16 protein-coding genes are annotated in these 21,941 nt (G+C 47.0%); 5 read left to right on the top strand and 11 right to left on the bottom strand.

The features are described 5' to 3' along the window. Positions 1 to 53: 53 nt before the first annotated feature. From CS562_RS11460 to abnA, 7 genes are all read right to left on the bottom strand, one after another. Positions 54 to 902 (bottom strand): EcsC family protein, encoded by an 849-nt coding sequence (locus CS562_RS11460; protein ID WP_099855744.1) that lies wholly within the window; start codon positions 900 to 902, stop codon positions 54 to 56. A gap of 198 nt (positions 903 to 1,100) precedes the next feature. Next, positions 1,101 to 2,081 (bottom strand): glycoside hydrolase family 43 protein, encoded by a 981-nt coding sequence (locus CS562_RS11455; RefSeq protein ID WP_099855742.1) that lies wholly within the window; start codon positions 2,079 to 2,081, stop codon positions 1,101 to 1,103. 646 nt (positions 2,082 to 2,727) lie between these two features. Continuing rightward, on the bottom strand, positions 2,728 to 4,149 hold the full coding sequence (locus CS562_RS11445) for an arabinan endo-1,5-alpha-L-arabinosidase (RefSeq protein ID WP_076290441.1): 1,422 nt from the start codon (positions 4,147 to 4,149) through the stop codon (positions 2,728 to 2,730). Positions 4,150 to 4,205: 56 nt separating this feature from the next. Then, positions 4,206 to 5,048, bottom strand: coding sequence for a carbohydrate ABC transporter permease (locus tag CS562_RS11440; RefSeq protein WP_076290170.1), 843 nt, complete (start codon positions 5,046 to 5,048; stop codon positions 4,206 to 4,208). A 26-nt stretch (positions 5,049 to 5,074) separates the two neighbouring features. Continuing rightward, positions 5,075 to 5,965, bottom strand: a complete 891-nt coding sequence (locus tag CS562_RS11435) for a carbohydrate ABC transporter permease (RefSeq protein WP_062324023.1) — start codon at positions 5,963 to 5,965, stop codon at positions 5,075 to 5,077. A 247-nt stretch (positions 5,966 to 6,212) separates the two neighbouring features. Further along, complete coding sequence (locus CS562_RS11430) at positions 6,213 to 7,553, bottom strand: ABC transporter substrate-binding protein (RefSeq protein WP_076290171.1); 1,341 nt, start codon at positions 7,551 to 7,553, stop codon at positions 6,213 to 6,215. 132 nt (positions 7,554 to 7,685) lie between these two features. Beyond that, positions 7,686 to 8,645 (bottom strand): arabinan endo-1,5-alpha-L-arabinosidase AbnA, encoded by a 960-nt coding sequence (gene abnA / locus CS562_RS11425; protein ID WP_179087193.1) that lies wholly within the window; start codon positions 8,643 to 8,645, stop codon positions 7,686 to 7,688. A gap of 351 nt (positions 8,646 to 8,996) precedes the next feature. Here abnA and CS562_RS11420 point away from each other — a divergent pair, with 351 nt between their 5' ends. Both CS562_RS11420 and CS562_RS11415 read left to right on the top strand, forming a co-directional pair. Continuing rightward, on the top strand, positions 8,997 to 9,914 hold the full coding sequence (locus tag CS562_RS11420) for an ArsR/SmtB family transcription factor (protein WP_076290172.1): 918 nt from the start codon (positions 8,997 to 8,999) through the stop codon (positions 9,912 to 9,914). A gap of 306 nt (positions 9,915 to 10,220) precedes the next feature. Next, positions 10,221 to 10,748 carry an NAD(P)H-dependent oxidoreductase gene (locus CS562_RS11415; protein ID WP_179087183.1) on the top strand — a complete coding sequence of 176 codons (528 nt, stop codon included), beginning with the start codon at positions 10,221 to 10,223 and terminating at the stop codon, positions 10,746 to 10,748. An 85-nt stretch (positions 10,749 to 10,833) separates the two neighbouring features. Here the strand turns inward: CS562_RS11415 and CS562_RS11410 are convergent, their stop codons facing one another. Next, positions 10,834 to 11,193 (bottom strand): winged helix-turn-helix transcriptional regulator, encoded by a 360-nt coding sequence (locus CS562_RS11410; protein WP_076290174.1) that lies wholly within the window; start codon positions 11,191 to 11,193, stop codon positions 10,834 to 10,836. Between the two features lie 43 nt (positions 11,194 to 11,236). Next, on the bottom strand, positions 11,237 to 12,100 hold the full coding sequence (locus tag CS562_RS11405) for a helix-turn-helix domain-containing protein (protein WP_076290175.1): 864 nt from the start codon (positions 12,098 to 12,100) through the stop codon (positions 11,237 to 11,239). 186 nt (positions 12,101 to 12,286) lie between these two features. On the opposite strand from CS562_RS11405, the gene CS562_RS11400 reads away from it, so the two are divergent. The 3 genes from CS562_RS11400 to CS562_RS11390 all read left to right on the top strand — a co-directional run bounded on the left by CS562_RS11400 (position 12,287) and on the right by CS562_RS11390 (position 18,140). Continuing rightward, positions 12,287 to 13,975, top strand: a complete 1,689-nt coding sequence (locus CS562_RS11400) for an ABC transporter substrate-binding protein (protein ID WP_076290176.1) — start codon at positions 12,287 to 12,289, stop codon at positions 13,973 to 13,975. 9 nt (positions 13,976 to 13,984) lie between these two features. Beyond that, the gene (locus CS562_RS11395) at positions 13,985 to 15,502 is read left to right on the top strand and encodes a glycoside hydrolase family 43 protein (RefSeq protein WP_099855738.1); all 1,518 of its coding nucleotides are present in this window, start codon (positions 13,985 to 13,987) and stop codon (positions 15,500 to 15,502) included. A gap of 337 nt (positions 15,503 to 15,839) precedes the next feature. Continuing rightward, the gene (locus CS562_RS11390) at positions 15,840 to 18,140 is read left to right on the top strand and encodes a helix-turn-helix domain-containing protein (RefSeq protein WP_076290178.1); all 2,301 of its coding nucleotides are present in this window, start codon (positions 15,840 to 15,842) and stop codon (positions 18,138 to 18,140) included. 113 nt (positions 18,141 to 18,253) lie between these two features. On the opposite strand, the gene CS562_RS11385 is transcribed toward CS562_RS11390, so the two are convergent. Next, entirely contained in the window at positions 18,254 to 19,300 is a 1,047-nt protein-coding gene (locus CS562_RS11385) for a glycoside hydrolase family 18 protein (RefSeq protein WP_099855736.1), read from the bottom strand. 6 nt (positions 19,301 to 19,306) lie between these two features. Further along, entirely contained in the window at positions 19,307 to 21,940 is a 2,634-nt protein-coding gene (locus tag CS562_RS11380; protein ID WP_099855734.1) for a transglutaminase domain-containing protein, read from the bottom strand. Position 21,941: the final 1 nt, after the last annotated feature.

Here is a 21,941-nt window from a genome sequence, read left to right as displayed (position 1 = left end):
GTAGGATCAGAGCCAAGTATCTGTCATCCCATTGCCAATTTTGGTGATGGACATCATTGTGAAAGGCGCTGAAGGATTAGCCGTTTTTTGTACAACATTTTTCCTGCTTCGGCAACATCACGAATCGTATTTTTGTTGCTCACCGAACCGAATACCATACCGGCAATCGGAATGAGCTGGAACAGCTTTTTCCACCCAAAAGATTCGCTGTAAGAATTAAAAACCTCCCGCCAGCCCTGCATTTGAGAGATAACCTCAACCTGCTTGTCCGGGTTATCGTAATCGGCGAGTTCATCAATAATTGCTTTCTTGCCCACAATATCGGCGGAGGAGAATTGCAGACATTTGACGATAAATATGCGCTCTTGAGGTTCGTCAGGATCATATCCGTAGCATAACGCCATCTCCTGCAGCACCTTCAGGGAAAGCCCCATCACCATCGGAATATCCGCCGCAATCGTTACAATGCCACCGATACCTGTTGCGGCCCCTTGTGCAGCAGCAAACCTCGTTCGACTGTCCGTAATGTTATCAGCAGTGCGATCCAGCACTTCAAGCGGTAATCCTTCCACACTGTGAATTTCCGTCGTATCCTTGGCCTCTCCATCCTGTTCATCGTAAGAGGTATCGGCCTTCATGGAATAACCGGATTTGAATGCTTCCTCTTGCAGTAGCTCCGCCACCTTCTTTTTCTGAACGAGAAATTTCCCACCATTCTGCACATACTGACCGACTTCGTTCAGCGAGTCTCCAATCTTCTGTTTCAGCGCTTTGGGCATAACTTTATCCAGCATGGCAAATGGCAAACGACCAATTTTGTCCCAAATAAACAAGTCCTTCTGCCCTTTTTCCCATTTTAAAATCTGTTCCAGCTCCCGGTCCAATGTCTCGCGCGAATCCATATATGGCCTCCTAATGTTATGTGTATAGCGAATTGTATACTCCTCATACGCAGAGGTCAGGGGATGGTTGCTAATATGCAGACCCTCGTATCCGTCTTTATGTCTTCATGTTTCCCTTTTCAATGTGTACATAAGTAAAAGCCCCTAATCAGCATGGCTCGCTGACTAAGGGCTTACTATAAAACTCTAGCAGTATTATTATTTTGCTTCAGCCGCAGCCTTCCCATCTGGAACAGGGACTCCAAAGTCAGGCGTACCATCTTCGTTCCAGTGAATGACCTGCGCGCGGGCGTGACGATTTGGATCGTAGAGAGGGTCTCCCTCGATGTCCTTGTAGTTTCGTGCGTGATAGATCAGAATATCCGTTTTGCCGTCCGGTGATACCGTAAAGCTGTTATGACCCGGACCATACTGACCATTCGCTTCACACGTTTGGAATACTGGTTTTGGCGATTTCACCCAACTCGCTGGATCAAGCAAGTCGGCATCTTCATCCGCAGTAAGCAAACCCATACAATAATTATAGTCCGTCGCACTCGCAGAGTAACCAATGAAGATCCGGCCATTGCGATGCAACACTGCCGCCCCTTCATTTACCTTGAAGCCGATGATCTCCCAATCGTACTCTGGTGTAGCGATCATGACCTGTTCTCCACGCAGCGTCCACGGATTTTCCATTGCGGAAATGTACAAGTTCGAGTTACCCACAATGTCCGGATCTTTCTGTGCCCAGACCAGATAACGAATTCCCTTATGCTCAAAAGTCGTTGCATCTAATGCAAATGTCTCCCAGCGCGTATGAATCTGTCCTTTCTCCACCCAATCACCTTCCAGTGGATTCGGAGAATCATTCTCCAACACATACATCCGGTGGTCGAAAAGGCCTTCTTTCGTCTCGCTGGTATGAGCTGCTGCGTAATATATGTACCATTTTCCATCGATATAATGAATTTCTGGTGCCCATATGTTGGCACTCATCGGTCCTGTATCACGTTTGCGCCATGCCGTTACCGGCTCAGCCTCTCTTAACTCTTCCAGCGTTTGTGCACGCCGAATCTCTATCCGGTCAAAGGCTGGCACCGAAGCTGAGAAATAATAGTACCCGTCGGTGTGACGGTACACCCACGGATCAGCACGCTGCTCCAGGATGGGATTGGTAAATGTAATGGAATCAGTCATGGGAATGCTCCCCTTTCAAATGTGTGTGTATGGCTCAGAGTGAAGATTTGAAAAAGCTGACGGATAAAGTGCAAAGACTATTTTGCTGGTGCACCGCGGACGCTTCGGGGGTGGCAGGGCCTTGTCGCTCTCTTGTCCTCCGATTTCCTTCCACACCGCTCTTGGCGGTTGAAATCGGATGCCAAAGTCGCTCCTTCGGCTCCTTTCTCCCCCTTCGCTGCTTGTGCACCTCAAAAGCAACANACCGAAGCTGAGAAATAATAGTACCCGTCGGTGTGACGGTACACCCACGGATCAGCACGCTGCTCCAGGATGGGATTGGTAAATGTAATGGAATCAGTCATGGGAATGCTCCCCTTTCAAATGTGTGTGTATGGCTCAGAGTGAAGATTTGAAAAAGCTGACGGATAAAGTGCAAAGACTATTTTGCTGGTGCACCGCGGACGCTTCGGGGGTGGCAGGGCCTTGTCGCTCTCTTGTCCTCCGATTTCCTTCCACACCGCTCTTGGCGGTTGAAATCGGATGCCAAAGTCGCTCCTTCGGCTTCTTCCTCCCCCTTTGCTGCTTGTGCACCTTGAAAGCATCGGCTTCGCTCTTTCCGCGCTCGCTGAAGCAAATCCAAACTCCGAGCCATATCTGCGGCTCTCTACTTCTCCGCTGCGCTAATCTGCTTGCCCCAGACGGCAATGCCGCGGTCGCTCAGGCCAGTAACCACAAGTGCAGGCTGGCTTCGCTCCCAGTCCCAGGACGGGAGCAACTTGAGCTCTTCTGTGGAAGCTCCGCCCCACGGGCTTTCTTTCCACTCCAGCGTCAGTGTTTGTTTGCCGTCAAACGTCCATTTGCCTGAACCGTTTTCGCTTTTCAATTTGCCGTTGGCTTGCAAAGTGTAAGGCACTGCCTGCACCTGTCCGTCCACCGACGGGTCAACAGCCAGGCCTTCCCACTCCCCGGCGATCATCGACTTCGGAATGTCCTGTGCGTACTCACCTGCATAACGTTCTGGTGACACAACAGGCCAGCCGTCCTTGGTCCACAGCATTTTACGTACATGCAGATACGGCCAGTTTTTATCGGTCTCACCTCTCGCATGATGCACGATATAATAATCGTCGCCATCCTTAAGGACCGAGTTATGTCCTGGTGCAACCCAGCCCTCACCTTCGGTGAAACGATAACCACCCAGAATTTTGGTCCCCACTTCATATTGAGGCAGATGCTCTGTATCCAGCATGTTCATGCCATTTACATCCGTGTAGGGGCCTGTAATGGAATCAGCACGGGCTACACGCACGTTATAATCTTCGAATAAGGAATCATACGAGACGAATAGATAATACTTTTTGAACTCCGGGTTATACACAATATATGGACCCTCCACCGCACCTTCTTCCGTAGCACGATCACGGGCGGCAATGCGGGTACCATACCCCTCTTCCTTGAACTTTCCGGTTTCCGGATCGAGAGGTGCAATGTATATCCCGTCAAAAAAGGAACCGTAAACCATCCATGAATTGCCTTCGGCATCCAAGACTGGATTGGCATCAATGGCATTCAACTTATCCTTTTCATTCTCGGATGTTTTAACAACTAACCCTACATCTTTCCAAGGACCCTCCGGGGACGAGGATGTCTGCAAACCAATAGCCGACCGCGTACTACCAAAGGTCGATGCCGAATAATACATTCGGTAGGTATCACCAACCTGAATCACATCCGGTGCCCACAGGTTAACTGCACCTGTCCAATCGAGGGCTTCCTTGGGGATGCCTGGCAACGCTTGACCTACCCATGACCAGTTGATCAGATCATCCGATTTGCGTACCATGACACCAGGTTTCGCTTCCCCTGCTACACGAACGTCTGTGGAATAAACGTAATATCCCTGATCTGTTTTGATAATGGCCGGATCATGCGCATTGTTCACCGTCCAACGGGATTCGTCGTCCAGAATGGAGGTATCATACAATTGAGTATCTTGGGGAGCATCCGGAAAGACTGGCGGGGAAACTGATTCCCCTGCTCCATCTCCAGAACAGCCTGTAGCCCCAACCAGCAGCATAAGCAGCATGGAAGTAACAACTCCTTTTCCTGAATTCGTCCACCCGCGGAATGTTCTCCGCTGATTCATCCTTTCACTCCAGAGATCGCTACCGATTCAATAATCTGTTTCTGGAAGATCAGGAAGATGATCAATACTGGTAACAGAGCAACAATGGACGCTGCCATAATAAGCGGATAATCCGTCTGAATCGCATACGTGGCATTAAAGTTCGCTATAACGAGCTGCAAGGTCTGCTTCTCTGGTGAATTCAAATAAATAATTGGTGCCAGATAATCGTTCCAGATGCCCATGAACCAGAGAATCAGCTGAGCTGCAATCGCCGGTTTAATGAGCGGGAACGTAATGCTCGAGTACAGTCGGAAATAGGAGCTGCCATCAATTTTCGCTGCTTCAATAATGGCATCAGGTACACTAAGCAGGTATTGACGAAGGAAGAAGATCATGACGACGTTACCAAATAATCCTGGAACGATAAGCGGTAACAGTGTGTCCACCCACCCGAGCTTCGAGAACATGATGAATTGCGGAATCATGACTGTCGGATACGGAATCATCATCGATGCGAGCAATGCTAGAAACAGTTTGTTTTTATGCGGAAATCTCAATTTGGCAAAAGCAAAGGCAGCGATACTGGACGTAAACGTCCCGACAACGGTAACACTGACCGCCACGATCAAGCTGTTTTTGATCCCGCTGAGAAGCGGACCTGCTTCCCAGATTTCCTTATACTTTCCGAATTGGAACACTTCAGGTATCCACACAGGCGGAAGTGCGAACACATCTTGTTTCTCCTTCACGGAAGTGGATAACATCCAGATCAGTGGTGCAATCATCGCAATCGCACCAAGCGCCAAAACGATAAAAATGATAGAGTTCGTTAATTTCCTCTTTTGACTGTAAGACATCTCCGGTTCACTCCTTTCCTAGACCATTAATCCCCATCATAGGCTGATTTTTCGTTCATTTTGAATTGCACCAAGGTAATGACAAAAATGAAAATACCAAGAATCATGGCCATCGCAGAGGCATAACCCATTTGCAGGTTACTGAATGCTTTCTGCCAGATGTAGAAGACAATAGATGCGGAAGAATATTCAGGACCACCCGTAGGCGTCATAATGTTCATTTCGGTGAAGATTTGGGAACCACCAATAATATTCGTAACGACGAGGAAAAAGGTAACCGGCTTCACCATTGGCCAGGTGATGTTGCGGAAGATCTGGAACCCGTTCGCTCCATCGAGCTCTGCCGCTTCGTAATATGTACGTGATACACTTTGCAATGCAGCCAGATACAATAACATCGTGTAACCGAGGCCTTTCCACACCGTCATAATAATCAGGGCTGGTTTAACTGTGTCTTTGTTAGCGAGCCAGTTAGGGCCTTCAATACCGAATAGATCAAGGAATTGGTTCACTAATCCGTAATCCCCGTTGTACGCCCAGTTCCACATGATGGACACCGCTGCGAGGGAAGAAATGACCGGAATATAGTAGATTACACGGAACGTCGTTGTGCCGGGAATTTTACGATTCAGACCCATCGCCAGCAGTAACGCAAGCAACAAACCAATCGGTATACCCAGCATCAGATAAAAGGTGTTGAACATCGCTTTGTAAAAAAGATCATCTGTGAGCAAATCCTTAAAATTGGCTAAACCGATAAAGTTCATTTGTCCTAATCCATCCCAATCCGTAAACGAACCGTACAAGGAATAAAGGAAAGGGAACAAAACAAAGATCAGCAAACCAAGAACCGGAGGCAAAATAAACAAATATCCGTACAGCCTCTCTTTGCGATACAAACTAGATTTTGTAATCACTGCGCTCACCCCTGTTTCTAATATCAGCATGTTGCATGAATCGATGGATGCCTGCATTCTTGATCAATTCATGCAACATGCCCGTATGGAATCCAAAATGATGCCAGCAGCGTGATAGCAGGCTGCCGGCACCGCCTTTTTTTGAACACGGAATCTACTGCTCTATCCATTTGGTGTAGGCTGCTTCTCTCTAGAACCTACCCTTCAATCTTTTCAGTCCCATTATTTCAGCATGTTGATAAATGTTTTATTTCTGAGATTTCTTCTCTTGTTCTACCGCTTTGTCTAACAGCTTTTGCATTTTTGGCTGCTGTTGCTTCACATATTCTGCGGCTGTAATCTTGCCATCCAGAACAGGTTGAATGTCGGTGAAGAACATGTCATACCACTCCGCATTGTACGTGTAGTTACCTGGAAGTGCGCGGCCGTAATCTTCTACGATATCAATGAATTCCTGTTTGTTGGCCGGTTTCGTTGAAGTATCCTTGGCCCATTCGTCTGCCATATCAAGCAGATTCGGAATTTGCACTTTGGCATCAACCAACTGCTGCATGCCTTCTTTGGAAGCTGTGAGGTAATTAACCAACGCTGCTGCTTCTTCCGGATGTTTCGTTTTGGCCGATACACCGATACCCAGGGAACCGATCCACGTTGCGGATTTTCCGGTAGAGCCGGCTGGGAAAGGTAGCAAATCATATTCGAAAGGCAGTTTCTCAAATGTACTCATATCCCACGGACCTACTGGGAAGAAAGCCATTTCCCCTTTCATCCAGCGTTGGTACGTATCCAATGTTTGCGCTTCCTCAATGGAAGGCGTGATTTTGTATTTGTTTTGCATATCCGCAAAGAATTGCAGTGCTTCCGCGAATTTCGGATCATCAATGGTTACCTTTGTTTTGCTATCATCCAACCAGTCTGCACCATTGCTCCATACAAAGGACTGCAGCGCCCATTGTACGTTGAAGCCTGTACCAAATACGTCCGGTTTACCGTCTCCATTCGTATCCTTGGTTGCTTGTTGGTTGACCTTGATGAATTCATCCCATGTGTAAGGCTTGTCCTTATCAGGGAATGGGATGCCCTCTTTTTCAAATAATGTCTTGTTATAACCGAGTGCAAACGGACCCAGATCTTTCGGCATGCCGTAGAGATCACCCTGACCTGCCATTTTGCCATCATAGCGGTACAGGTCCACACCATATTTCCAGATGTTATCCAGATCTACGTCTGCATTATTTTCAATGTAAGGTGTCAGGTTCATTAGCACATTGCTGTTTACATAGGCTTTTATATCACCAGGGTTAAAATAAAATACGTCCGGCAAGCTGTTGCCTGTAATGGCAGCTCTCAATTTGGTTGCGTATTGATCCGCAGCTGTTACGATAATTTTGACTTTGACACCTGGATGCTCTTCTTCAAACTTTTTAACAACGGCTTGATATGCCTTCTGTTCATCCGTGCCCCCCCGGAACATGAATGTCAATTCCTTGTCCCCGCTTGATCCACTGCTTCCTCCGCAGCCCGCAAACACAAGTGCACTTACCAGCATTAGAAGCATAAGTGTGACCAATCTTTTTTTCTTTACCATCTGAACCCCTCCTGATCTGGATTTGTAACCGTATTCAATTCAGTAAAATAAGATTTCTGTTGTTAAATTTATCAAATCCAGATCACTTTAGTCAATACTTTATTAAAACATTTTATATTTATTTAAAATAAATTAGTAGGTTGGCCATCCGCTGGAATCCCACAGCAGGTCGTTAATTAGCAATTTCGGATTGCCATTATCATCAGCATCATAGGCGTGGCGCGCAATCACATTACCGTTATACACATCCTGACCACCGGGTCCCTTCCACTTGACGTTCCCAGAGTCCAATATAGTTCCTCCGCCATTCAACATGCTCACACCGTTTTTGTCCACAAACGGACCTGTAATACTCGTTGAACGTCCATAGACCATTTTGTACGTGCTATTTACGCCCTGGCAGCAAGAATCAATGGAGGCAAACAAGTAATAATAGCCATTTCGATACACAATACTTGGAGCTTCAATGGCACCACCATTATTCGGACGCGCCGCAATGGAGGATATGCTTCCGGTCGGTTTCATTGTGTTTTTGTCGAGTTTCACAATCTTCAGACCGCTCCAGAAAGAACCGAAAGCTAGCCATGGATTGCCTGAAGCATCGATGACCAGATTCGGATCAATAGCGTTATAATTGTTGGCGGTTGTGGTTTGAAGTACTAATCCCTCATCCTTCCACTGACCTGCCCCAATGCTGGTTGCAGACGCAAGCCCGATCGCAGATCTGTTGGAGCCAAAAGTAGAGATGGAATAATACAGCCACACTTTTCCGTTGTACTGCTCAACGTCAGGTGCCCATACATCCAGACCGCTCTGTCCCGGAACAGCAGAAGCCCACCAGGATGGCTTGCTCAGAAAAATCTGCGGAACCCGATACCATGAGGAGCCGTTATCCGATTTCAGTACCTGAATGCCAGGACCTGTTGAGAAGGTATACCATGAGTTTCCTTCTTTGATGATGGATGGATCGTGCACGGCAATATCTCCGCTCAGATTCCAAAATGCCGCGAATGCCCGGGACTGACCCGCCAATAGCAAAACAAGTACAAGTAGTGCAGGTAATGCCCAACGTTTCTTCCTGAATCCTGTCATTCCTTTGACCTTTTCCAAATCGAATCCACCTCTCCTGATCAAATAGTTAATTTGGTTCATGAAGTATTAAATCAATTTAGGTATACTAGGATTATAAAAGCGGTTACATCACATTTCAATGGTATATTTCAAATATATATGAAATGATTCAAGTTATTTTCTAAAGTAAATATTCATCAATTTATGAATATCCCGCCCATTTATGCTATGTATATAAGGGATTTGGCTTCCTTTACTCCGCCCTTCCCTTCCAACGGGGAATCATTTATAATTATCTAAAACAAACCATATAAATGTGCAGAAGCCTGGATCAGAAGGGCTTTGTTCAGAACGTGGAAAGGAAAACCACTTATGATTTATATTAAAGATCTGATGTCTGGCGTTAATATTTTCAAGGCACTCAGTTCAGAAATTCGGATCCAGATTATTGAACTGCTTGCCAAGAACCAGAGTCTTAACCTCAATGATCTCGCAACCAAACTGGGGCTCAGCAATGGCGCCATTACAATGCATATTAAGAAATTGGAAGAAAGCGGCCTGATTGAGATCAATACTGCGGTTGGCAAACATGGAATTCAGAAGATATGTTATCTCAATGAGGAAAAACTAATGGTAGACCTGCGTTCACAGGAGATTTATAACCGATACGAGGTTGAAATTCAGGTAGGTCATTATAGCGATTATCAGGCAGCTCCTACATGTGGTCTCGCTACCCGAGACAGCATTGTCGGTGAGTTCGATGATCCGCGCTACTTTGCTGATCCGCTCCGTATTGATGCGGAGATGATTTGGCTGGCCGAAGGTTATCTGGAATATCGAATTCCCAACTACCTTAAGCCTAACCAGACGTTCAGCGAAATCCAGTTGTCCATGGAATTGGGTTCGGAAGCACCAGGTTTTTGCGATAACTACCCTTCGGATATTTATTTCTACGTTAACGGCATTGAGATTGGCTGTTGGACAAGCCCAGGAGATTTTGGCAATACCCGGGGTACGTTCAATCCGGATTGGTGGCCGCCGCATCTGAATCAATACGGGATGCTGAAGCTGATCCGTATCACCCAAGAGGGCAGCTACATTGATGGATGCCGTATCTCCGATGTAACTCTGGACGAGATTGGCCTGGATTACAAAAGCGATATCCACTTTCGAATCGCTGTAACAGACGGACCAGTGAACAAACGCGGATTGACGATCTTTGGCAAAAATTTCGGCAATTACGGCCAGAACTTGCTTGCCCGTGTGCTCTATAATGTGCAAGAAGAATAATGACGCCATTACGAACACACCGTGTTATTACTTAAACATCAAAAACTGCCGCCAAGCATAAGCCTGGCGGCTATTTTTATTTCGATTACTAAACCTGCCTAGACGCTCTGCGAGACGGACCCATGTTTCCGCAATTCTTTGCAAAATCCCATATCCATGACTGTTTGGAGGCCTCTATGGAACATATAAAACGACGGATGGTGCTTACCTTAAGGTAAGTACCTGAACTAAAAGTGCATACTTACATCTTTGGAAATCTCCCTTTATACTCAAGAAACATTATAGCTTAGAGAGGAAGAATTCATTTTGAAAACACTTGTTATCGTAGCACATCCCAACCTGGAAACGTCGGTCATCAACAAACGGTGGATAGAAGAACTCCAACAATATCCGGAAAAATATACGGTACATGAACTATATAAAGTTTACCCCGATGGACATATTGATGTGCAGCAAGAACAGCAGCTCATTGAAAGTCATGACCATCTTGTGTTGCAATTTCCGTTCTATTGGTTCAGCAGCCCACCTCTTCTTAAACAATGGCTGGATGAAGTTTTTACGTATGGCTGGGCTTACGGCTCCAAGGGGGACAAATTGCAACAACGCAAAGTTGCCTTGGCCGTATCTGCCGGAATTAAAGAGGAGGATTACGCGCAAGAGGCCAAATATCGCTATACCGTTGAACAAATGTTATCTCCTTTGGAGACGACCTTCCTTTACTGCGGTGCGGATTATCGATCATTTTTTGCCTTCTACGGGGCAGAACACGAGCCTGCGGCAAGTGATTTAGAACAAAACGTACAAAACTACTTACGTTTCATGGATAACCTGTAACACTCACTTCAAGCAAATCAAAAAAAGCAGTATCTCCGATTCAGGAAGATACTGCTTTTTGCTTTTTCATCTCACAATCTGACCGTTAGCGTTGCATTAACCCCGGGGCAGACACCATATTGGCTTCTCCCCAGTCACACATCATATCTAACAGTGGCATTATTGATTTTCCTCGTTCCGACAATGAATATTCAACTTTGGGCGGAATTTGGGGATATTCTTTGCGTAGAATCAGATCATGTTCCTCTAACTCCTTAAGCATGACGCTCAATGTTTTGTAGGAAATAGTACCGATACTTCGCTTCAGCTCATTATGTCGCATCACTTTGTTTTCAGACAGCCAATATAGAATAACCATTTTATATTTACCGTTTACCAGGGAAAGCGTATATCCAAAGCCGGTATCTTTTAGTGCCACGCCAGTTGGAACGCAGGTTTCTCTCACACTCACCCCTCCTTCTTTTGTTCAATCACACTACAGCGGCATGTTATAGAGATTGCCTGTACGTTTTGGGAGACACGCCATACACCTTTGTGAACTGCCGGGTAAAATAATTGCTATCGTTAAACCCACATTCATAAGAAATTTCGGTAATGGACAGGTTCCCCTGTTTTAACAAATAACATGCCTTCTCCAGTCGTAGCTTCTGTAAATACGAGATAGGCGTCATCTGATAATAGGATCGAAAGATGCGATTTAGGTGCCGTATAGACACATTCGACTTCCCTGCAATCTCTTCCAAAGTCAGGGGTTCCAGATAATGATCCTCGATATAGGAAATGGCATTCGCCAGATGCATCAGATTAGTGCCCTCAATCCCCTTCTCCTGTGTCTCATAATGCCTCGACAGATAAACAACCATCTCCGTAAAACGGGAGATCAGCATCGTCTGATATCCTTGCTGCCTGCTTCTATACTCCTCAACCATGACAGAGATCAGCGATTCTACATACTCCAGATTGGAAATAGGCAAGGACATTTTACTCGGATAGGAGTGAATATTGCGATAAAACGGCTCCAATACAAACAAAGCCTGAAACCCCTTTAATTTTCTCAGATCCGGTCCGGCGGAAGCAAGCATTTCTGGTCTGAACATAATGTTGCATATCTGAAAATCATGAGGATCTCTGTAGGCATGCGGAGTGGAACCATTAATCACAAATACATTGCCCTTCTTAACAAAAAACTCCTCCGTATTAACAACATGTGTCGCATTGCCATTCAGGACAATAACAAGTTCCGAAAAGTCCACATGCTTGTGAAGTTCGGTGTCTTCGTCATGTCCTCCATATTGAATATAGAACGGAAATTCCAAATCAGCTGTAAACCAATTCAAATAGGCGTTGCTCAACAGTTCGCCCTCCATGATTCATGTTGGGATGAATGTCTATATCATGCTACTCCATGACCGAAAAATCAAGGTTTGCCGATCATTGGTTCTCTATAATTCCTCATGTAGCGATGCAAATACAGCACAGATTAAGTGATTTTTGTAAACGGATTCAAGAAAATAATGAATAACATCAGGGGGGTCAATATGGTTCATTCGATGAGAAAGATTGCAGAATGCTCTGTCGCACTAACACTCTCATTAAGCATGCTTGCAGGGTGCAGTAGTAACAATGAAGGCTCAGAAAACAAAGAAGGAAATGTCAGTGATTCTTCGCCGATGACGTTGACTTTCTTTGGAGCAGATTCCAACGCAAACTGGAATAAGATGCAGGATGATGTCGGCAAGGAAATTACCAAGCAGACAGGTATCACACTGGATGCCGAATTCGCAGTATCGGACCCCGCACAGAGACTGGCACTGATCGCAGCAAGTGGTGATTACCCCGATCTGATCAGTCCCAAGGGGGATTTGGACAAATTGGTTGATGCAGGGGCAATGCTGGACCTTACTGATCTGATCGATCAACATGCCCCAAACATCAAAAAACTCTTCGGCGACCAAATCAAACGTCTGCGCTATAGTAACGACGATCCTTCCATCTATGTCATTCCTACCTACTCAGCCATAGACGGAGTCAACTTCGTGGCCGGTGCAGGTTTTGAGCTACAGCATCGTGCTGTGCAGGAGGCCGGGTATCCACAGATCAAGACACTGCAAGATTATGAAAATGTCATTCGATCCTATTTGGAGAAGCACCCTACCGATGAGAACGGTAACAAAAATATCGGCATGACATTAAACGCTGATGACTGGCATATGCAAATTACCGTGACGAACCCCGCAGCTGAGACCACTGGTAAATCCGGTGATGGAGAGTACTACATTGATCCGGAATCGCATAAAGCAACCTACCATTTCCGCACGGAAGGTGAGAAAGAGTATTTCCAATGGCTTAACCATATGTATAATACCGGGTTGCTTGATCAGGAATCTTTTGTTCAGAAAAACGACCAATATCTGGCCAAAGTCGCTTCTGGTCGCGTCATTGGTCTGATTGATGCAGACTGGGGCTACTCCGACGGAGAGAAAGCTCTCAAGTCATCAGGAAAAAATGATCAAACCTATGGACATTATTCAGTCACGCTGTCTGACCAGTACAAGGATAACCGCTACCAGTCCACTGGTTTCATGGCGGGCTGGGGAGTAGGCATAACCGAAAGCGCAGAAGATCCGGTCCGAGCCATTAAATTTCTGGATTTCCTAGCTTCCGAGGAAGGCCAAATCCTTAACTATTGGGGCGTAGAAAGTAAGCAATATACGATGGAGGACGGTAAGCGAGTTGTACCTGCAGATGTGCAGCAGCGCATTATCAATGACAATATCGCCTTTACCAGAGAATCCGGCGTAGGCCTTTACACCAATATGGGTGGTCATTATGGGGATGGCGTGAAAGACTCGACTGGCAATTATTATACCAAGAACTTCCCGGAACAGATTATTGAGAATTATACGGATGTAGAGAAAGAGACCCTTCAAGCTTATGATGCAACGACCTGGATGGATCTGTTTCCGAACGAAAAGGATTTTCCGGTAAAACCTTGGGGAGCGGTATGGAATATTTCTGTGCCAAGTGATGATGAAATCAACATTATAGCTAACAAGGTGAAGGATATTACATGGAAACAGATTCCGCTGGCCGTCATGGCCAAACCGGAAGAATTCGATGCCATCTGGAACAACTATCAGCAGAAGCTAATTGATGCAGGTGTCGAAAAAATGGAACAAGGATTCACCAAATACGTCCAGGACCGAGTTAAACTCTGGAATGAATAGGAGCACTACATGATGACGAACTACACCAATCCCGTGATTTCGGGCTTCTATCCAGATCCCAGCATCTGTCGGGTAGACGAAGATTATTACCTCGTTACCAGCACATTTGAATATTTCCCGGGTGTACCCCTTTTTCATAGCAAAGATCTTGTGAATTGGCGACAGATCGGCCATGTTCTCACTTCTGCCGAACAGCTTCCACTCGCCAAAGCGGGCAGTTCCGGAGGTATTTATGCACCGACGCTACGCTACCATCATGGCTGGTTCTACATGACAACTACCAATGTAAGTGGAGGTGGCAACTTCTATGTACGAAGCAGAAAACCTGAAGGACCCTGGTCCGTTCCTATTTTTGTTGCCCAGGATGGCATAGACCCCTCCCTATTCTTTGACGATGATGGTCGTATTTACTTTCAATCCGCCTGTAATGGCGATGAAGGTGAGGGAATCTATCAATGTGAGATCGACATCTTGACGGGTAAAAAGCTGACAGAGAGCCAGTTCATCTGGAGGGGAACCGGCGGCGCCGCACCTGAGGCCCCTCACTTATACAAAATAAATGGCCTCTACTATCTGATGATCGCCGAAGGGGGAACCGAATACGGACATATGGAAACCATTGCACGAAGCACAGATCCATATGGGCCATTTGATACCTGCCCTCACAATCCGATTCTGTCGAACCGAAGCATGAAAAGCAGTATTCACGCCACTGGGCATGCCGATCTGGTGCAAGCACAAGACGGGAGCTGGTGGGCGGTATGCCTTGGAATCCGTCCTGCAGCCTACCCCATGCGGCATCACTTGGGACGCGAGACATTCCTGGCACCTGTGAACTGGACGAGTGACGGATGGCCTATAATCGGTCATCATGGTCATATTGAGCCTGTTATGACTAGGCCACAGCTGCCTGAAGTCCAATGGCCCCGCAAGGAAATCCGGGATGATTTCAATGTGTCCACACTTGGCCTGGACTGGGTCTTCCTACGGAATCCAGCTCCAGGTAGTTGGTCACTCACCGAACACCCGAGCCATCTTGTTCTGCGAGGAAACTCCGTATCTCTCAATGATGGTGGAAACCCCACCTTTGTTGGTCGTCGCTTGAGCCATTTCTTATGCAACTTGGCAGCCAAAATGAACTTTGATCCAACGCATGATGGCGACGAAGCGGGATTGACTGTCTATATGAATGAGAAATATCATTATGATCTGGCTATAACACGGGTCGACGGTCACAAAAAAATGATATTCCGACGAACAGTTGGCACTTTAAGAACCGAAGTAATTCGGGATTGTGGAGCTGGACCTGCGATATTACAGATTCAGGCCCAACTTGATATGTTCACATTCTCCGTGCAGCAAGGTTCAACAACTGGCACTGTCCTCGGCTCAGGCGAAACCCATCTGCTCTCTACTGAAGTAGCGGGCGGCTTCACAGGAATCATCATTGCCATGTATGCCCACAATCCATCAGGAGAAGGTGCACCCAGCCTGTTCGACTGGTTTGATTATGAACCCCTGGATTAAATAATGGTGTGACCATCAAATTTAAATAAAAACTATGAAATAACCTCTATTAAAATCATCCCCTTCAAGTAGATACTCTTTAAAAAGCCTTGTGTGGTAACATAAGGAAAGGAGTGATCTTGAAGGGGATTTTGCTATGGTTATTAACATCAATTCTCACAATAAACGTTCTGCGTGACTCCCCCTTAAATCCTAAAAAAGATTCATTGATTTATTAGAGAAGTTCTCCTAATATTTTTAGTAGGAACACCCAGCAGCTCGGCATCATGGTAATACTTCACTGTCTTTATGAGAGCGCTATCGCTGCAGCTCTAAAGAAAAACGGGAGGTTGCAGATATGAAATGGAATCACTTCAAGTCCAAGCTTCTGTTTAAGTACACACTATCCTATATCTCCATTTTCCTTATCCCTCTTGTTATATTAACTATTATTATTTATCACAATGCTGTGGACACGCTCCGTTCAGAGATTGAACAGACTAATGTCAATCAGTTGACCCAAGCCAAAACGGTCATTGATGACCGCATGAAGGAATTGCAGGACATCGCATTTCGTATCGCCTACGATGAGCAGCTGACCCGCTATTGGACTCACCATCCCTACTATAGCCGGGAATCAATTGCTGCCTTGGTCAAATACAAAGCCACCAGTTCCATTATCGATGAGCTATTTCTGTTCTTCCGCGGAGATGATAGCATCTACTCGTCTCAGGGCTCTGAGAACCTGGATGTATTCACGGGCCGCTACAAATTTAATACATGGAACAAAACGGATATGATCCGAGATTTGAATAACGTTCAGTTTCCCACGATACGACCAGCTGAACAAGTCGTTCAAGGAACCAAAGTACCCAATTCCATGCTGGCCTACCTTGTACCGATTGCACCTAACAATACGCCCGCCCACGGCACTGTCATGTACCTGATTCACGAGTCCAATCTGACCGGATTGATTGATTCCATTCTCAGCGACTACCATGGGATGACTTATATTTTCGATAATTATGGGCAGGTGCTGGCCGCTAATTATAAGGGGGAAACCATTACCGAACAGGAAGTCAAATCCCTGTTTGAACTTGAGCCGGGAACACACAGCCTCTCCTTGAATCAAGAACCGCATTCGGTGGTATCCGTCAAATCAGACGCGGGCTGGACTTATGTAACCGCTATGCCAAGCAATCAATTTTTCAGCCGAATCGTCCATATTCGTACCTTTGTTGTTCTTGTTTTCTCCTTCATGGTGGTGATGGGCACCTTTCTCGCCATTTTGTTGGCCCGAAGACAATACCATCCGATTTCAGACTTGATGGAGTTTATCCGTTTAAAGAATAATCCTGAACCTTCCACAACCAGCAACGAGCTGGAATGGATCAAGAAAACGCTGCATGATTACAGCCAGCGTGTGGACCTTCAGGAGCCCTACGCTCGTAATCATATTCTGCTTATGTTACTGAAGCATGGTCATACCGGAGAGCTCCCCTCTGAGTTTACGGATAATCTCGGTATACGCTTTAACCGATCCCATTATTTTGTTATGACCTTGGGATGGGAAATGCATGCTTTTCCCATCGTAGATCATCCTGAACAGCGTACTATCATGCAGCTGATCAACGATATGGAACTGCCAGAGTTGTCTGCTTATGCTTATGGCGTGGAGCTTCCACAGCCAGACCAAGTGGCCCTTATCGTTGGATTTAATGCCGAAGTCGGGCATGAATCCAGCTTGAATGCTCGTATGGAGCCTATTGTTGAATCACTACAATCGATGGTAACAGAGCACGTCGGAGTTGCTCCCGCGATCGGGATTGGCAACAGCTATAGTTCTCCATTACAGCTGAACCAATCCTATATCGAGGCATCAACCGCGCTGGAAGCGTCCATGCTGCACGGACAAGGCAGCAGCACCTTCTTCAACGCCCTTTCCGGCTCTAGTGAAGAGGATTCTTCCTTCTGGGTCCCTAAGGATGTTCTGCTGAAACTAGTTCAGAGCTTGAAACAGGGCAGTTACGATGTGGCGGTTCAAATGGTATCGACTGCGTTAAATACCCTGAAATCCGAAATGCCATCTGTACCGCTGCTGCGCTGCATCTGCTTCGATATTCTGAATACGATGCTGAAAACGGCCTCGGAGCTTGGCATACATCACGTGGTTAATCAACTTCCAAGAATCACTTCCTACGATTCATTGGAGGATTTGGAGAAAAAACTGACAGGACTTGCCGCCGAGATCTGTGCTCATGTCGAGGCGAAGAGCGAGACGGAAGAAAGCTCCCTGATGGATGAAATCGTTGCTTATATTGATGCCAATTTCTCTGATTATGACCTCAGCCTGGGTACGATTTCATCGAAATTCACGATCTCTTCATCGTATTTCAGCCGTTCATTCAAAGAGAAGATCGGTATGAACTTCACCCAATATATCTGGCAGAAACGAATGGATGAGGTTATCCGACTGCTGCTGCATACGACCGACCCGTTAAAAGATATCATCACTCGCGTCGGTTATCTGGACACACCGAACTTCATCCGTAAATTCAAGAAAGAGACGGGTTATACCCCAGGGCAGTACCGCAAAATGCACCGTCCCAACGACTCCTCCGATTCCCCGGATGACGATGACGAGGAATGCCTTGGTTAGTGGATGGATTCGTAAAATAAATAGAAACCTCCCCCAACCTTTTGGTTAGGGGAGGTTTTGTATGTTTTCGGCTCATATAGGCAAGCCGATCCTTCGCAACCGACTCTCTTCTTCTATTTCTCTACCGGAACATCTTGAAGCCCTTGATGTATTGCACCCAGCAGACGATGAGTGGGATCACAGCCGTATTCCCAGAACATGATGCCGGCCAGTCCCTGATCCTTCACGTAATCACATTTGCACTGAATCGATTCTTCATCATCATAAGATATTAAGCTCGACCCATTAAACAGAAACGGTGCACAGGCTTCCTCATCCCAATAACGGATATAACCATTCTTGTTGATGTACTTCGCTTCCAGTTCGGCAAATGCCGGACCATAGCCGCCTGTGCTACCGGCCATTTGGTGAAGGCCGTGGTTTCGGTCAGGAACCTCAGTCCAGATCCGGGAGTAGAACGCAGCGCCGATAACGATCTTCTCCTTCGGAACGCCGGCACGGACGAACACATTTACGGAAGCATCTGTACTAATTCGGAACAGATCACCGGTTGGTGTATACAGATTCGTATGATGTCCGGTCAGAACCTGAAAACCGCCGCGCATATCATAGGTCATCAACTGCACAAAGTCCAGGTACTGCTGCACCTCAGCCATCTCTGTACCGTCTACGTAGTATTGATCAGCCCCTGCCGCAATGGTGAGCAGATAATGACGGCCATCCTCGGAGCCCTTGGCATCCAGCGTTTCCCGGATCGTTTTGAGAAGTAAGGTGAAATTCCGTTTATCATCAGGACTGGATGCGATACCGGCTTCACCGTAACAAGGATACTCCCAGTCCAGATCGATTCCGTCAAAAGGGTATTCCTCCAGCACCCTAACCGCTGATGCGGCCATACTGTCCCTTCCCGACTGGGTTGAGGCGGCTTCAGAGAAACCACCAGCGCTCCATCCGCCTACGGAAAGCAGCACCGTTAGATTCGGATGCTCCCGCTTAATATTACGGATAACCTCTCCGTTTTTTAAATGCTCGGTGGAGATTTCATCATTCTTGACATGTCCAAAGGCTACATTCAGATGTGTTAATTTCAACAGATCCTTATCCGTCATGTCGGGAAGAACAGAATCGACGACATAACCAGCAGCAATATATTTCGTCATCCGCTTTCACTCCGATCCATTCAATGATTGAGATATCGCAGCAGCAATCTGCAGAGCTTCCTTGCCTGTACCAATCTTGTACCCTGAGGCCGAGTATCGGATTCGATCCTGATTATCCAACACGAACAGATGCGGATAGCCCGCTTCGTGAGCGGCAGGTTTCGAAATGAAACCGGACAAGGCCGCATAGCTTGAATCCCGTACAAAAATCGTACGTACCGGCAGCTTCGGATAAGCCCCAGAGTCAAAGGAGGCGTTCCATTCTGTATCTCCGATCACCAGCACGATTGGCACGCCCAGCTTATCCAACGGCTCAGCCAGCTCACACAGCTCACGAATCAGATGTTTGGTCGGTTCCCGTTCTGGTTCAATCCACGCGGCAATGGCCCCCTCTGATCCCAGAAGGTCCTTCAGCACCACCTCTGAACCATCCAAACGAGTCAGTTCATTGCCGGTTGCCAGTTTACCCAGCACAGGGATGTCTACCACCGTCTCGCGATAAGTCAGTACTACCTCCGTGGTGGCTCCAGCCCGCACGATGCAGTAAATGAAACGGACTCTTACCGTTCCATCTTTCAGACGGATGCCAGTCGTTAAGCGATAAGCTCCCGGTTCAACCTCAAATGGATCGCTATAGATATCAGTGTGACCATATGGATAAATCAGCGTTTTGTACACGCCATCCTCCAGACGGGCCAACGAGAAATTCTCCGCATAGGATGCTGACGGCGCATCCTCCCGAGCCTCTGAATCCTTGAGAAGTTGCAGCATTCCCCAGCTTGAGCTCTCCTGATTTCGCGAAGAGGTGAGACTGAACACCGCATCCTCCCAGCCTTTGTCACTAAGATACTGCGGTTTCTGCTCGCTCGGATGCAATCGGGCCGGAATGCCCAAACTGCGGCACACAGCCACAAATAGTATATCGAGCGACTGTGGATCTCCCTTCATCAGGCTGTACGTACCTACAGGGTTTCCCTTGCCTTTCAGGTTAGGGAGATCCTCATAATACGAATAGCTCTGTTCCAGATTGCATGCAAGCATCGAAGGATCTTCCCTGAACGCCGCTGCTTCTTCCTCGGAATAAGCATTCTGGAATACGGATCGATAAGGCACCACCATTTCATAAGAGACCCTCGGGCACAGGATGTACTTCACAAACGTCTCTTCTGCCCATCGTCCACGCTGCGAAAGTGCACCTATAAGATGATCGTCCAGTGTCGGCCGAAAAGTATCAATCAAGTCTTTTTCGTTCATCGACTCCAGCAACTGTAGTGGCCACTCTCCAAATTCACCGGAACGTTCCTCTAGGAAAGCAGCGATTTCGCGGCTGTTACCCCGTGCCTTCTGTAGAATATCCCATACGCGCTCCGGAGGCAGTCCAGTTGTATGAGCCAATGCAAATGCATCTTCCTCACTCAGGAATGTATCCTCATATCCACTCCGAATCTTCGTACCTTCCTCCAGGCGGCGGTTGTGATCCCGGATCTTCTCTTCTGGTAACGAAGCCACTACTTCTCCCTCCCCTTCCGGAGGAGGAACCATATCAAAATCCACGATCCCTGATGGCTGCTCTAACGATTTCAACACAAGCTCAACATGAGCACCGTCCTGAGCTTTGAATAGAATTTCAACCCACTTGCTACCACTAACCGCACGAATCACTAGGTCGCCATGGCCTGTCTTAAAGGAAGCTTCTCCTTGCTCATCAGTCTTGATTTCGGCAATGGGATAAAACTCAGCACTATTGTATAGCTCAAAGCGGACACTCGCTTCAGGCACGGGCGCTCCCTGCTCATTTACCACCTTCACGCAGATGGTATGCGCTGGCGCATAGTTCTCCAGTAAATTGATCTCCGTATATCCCTTCTCGGAGAGTGTTATATCCTCCGGTCCCGGATAGTCGGCAAATATCCTCGTATTAATCAGCATGGCCCTGCGGGCTGGTGGACTGAACCACCCTTGATTCAATCCGGCTTCCGGCTCGCATGCCCCAATGTAATACCACTGGCCGTCCGCCCAGGCTTCTACCCAAGCATGATTGCTGTCACAGTGAGCCCAGCGTGGTGTGTAGACCTGACGGGCAGGTATGCCAATGCTACGAAGAGCGGCTACCGCCAGCGTGGATTCTTCTCCACAACGGCCGCGGGCATTCCGAATCATCGTCAGCGGCGATATCGTTCGCAGATCGCTGCCAATATAAGTCGCTTTTTCATGACACCAGTAATTGGTCTCCAGAATGGCATCCGCCATGGATAACTTCGCTGTCCGATCGGCCAACTCGTCAAAGATAATGCCACGAAAATCTTCAATATTCTCTGTATTGATTCGATAGGGGAGCACAAAATGCAGAAACAGATGATCTGGTACGCGTTCCCCCCAAGGCACACGCTTGCGAATGTCCAGTGCCCGACGCACATGACTGAGGAACAGTTCCCCATCATAATCAGCTAGGTCGTTCACCGGCATGTAGGCATACACATATTTTAAAGCCCATGCCTCTTCTTCAGTTAATGGCTGCTGAAACACATGAAACAGTTTATCTTTGCGGGTATCCGCAAAGTTTAACTTCTCCTGGAATTTCTGCTCGATCCGCTCCAAGGACTGTGCATCCATCGAGAATACTAAGGTTTGGCTGGTCATC

The organism is Paenibacillus sp. LK1 (assembly GCF_002750415.1).
In the GTDB taxonomy this organism is placed as follows: domain Bacteria; phylum Bacillota; class Bacilli; order Paenibacillales; family Paenibacillaceae; genus Paenibacillus; species Paenibacillus taichungensis.
This window is presented reverse-complemented; position numbering and strand designations above follow the sequence as displayed.

What these genes read in the sequence shown, in the direction of transcription:
- CS562_RS11440 (WP_076290170.1), bottom strand. Translation starts at nt 5,048, where the DNA reads ATGTCTTACAGTCAAAAGAGGAAATTAACGAACTCTATCATTTTTATC.
- CS562_RS11395 (WP_099855738.1), top strand. Translation starts at nt 13,985, where the DNA reads ATGATGACGAACTACACCAATCCCGTGATTTCGGGCTTCTATCCAGAT.
- CS562_RS11430 (WP_076290171.1), bottom strand. Translation starts at nt 7,553, where the DNA reads ATGGTAAAGAAAAAAAGATTGGTCACACTTATGCTTCTAATGCTGGTA.
- CS562_RS11445 (WP_076290441.1), bottom strand. Translation starts at nt 4,149, where the DNA reads ATGCTGCTTATGCTGCTGGTTGGGGCTACAGGCTGTTCTGGAGATGGA.
- abnA (WP_179087193.1), bottom strand. Translation starts at nt 8,645, where the DNA reads ATGACAGGATTCAGGAAGAAACGTTGGGCATTACCTGCACTACTTGTA.
- CS562_RS11390 (WP_076290178.1), top strand. Translation starts at nt 15,840, where the DNA reads ATGAAATGGAATCACTTCAAGTCCAAGCTTCTGTTTAAGTACACACTA.
- CS562_RS11420 (WP_076290172.1), top strand. Translation starts at nt 8,997, where the DNA reads ATGATTTATATTAAAGATCTGATGTCTGGCGTTAATATTTTCAAGGCA.
- CS562_RS11455 (WP_099855742.1), bottom strand. Translation starts at nt 2,081, where the DNA reads ATGACTGATTCCATTACATTTACCAATCCCATCCTGGAGCAGCGTGCT.
- CS562_RS11385 (WP_099855736.1), bottom strand. Translation starts at nt 19,300, where the DNA reads ATGACGAAATATATTGCTGCTGGTTATGTCGTCGATTCTGTTCTTCCC.
- CS562_RS11380 (WP_099855734.1), bottom strand. Translation starts at nt 21,940, where the DNA reads ATGACCAGCCAAACCTTAGTATTCTCGATGGATGCACAGTCCTTGGAG.
- CS562_RS11400 (WP_076290176.1), top strand. Translation starts at nt 12,287, where the DNA reads ATGGTTCATTCGATGAGAAAGATTGCAGAATGCTCTGTCGCACTAACA.
- CS562_RS11460 (WP_099855744.1), bottom strand. Translation starts at nt 902, where the DNA reads ATGGATTCGCGCGAGACATTGGACCGGGAGCTGGAACAGATTTTAAAA.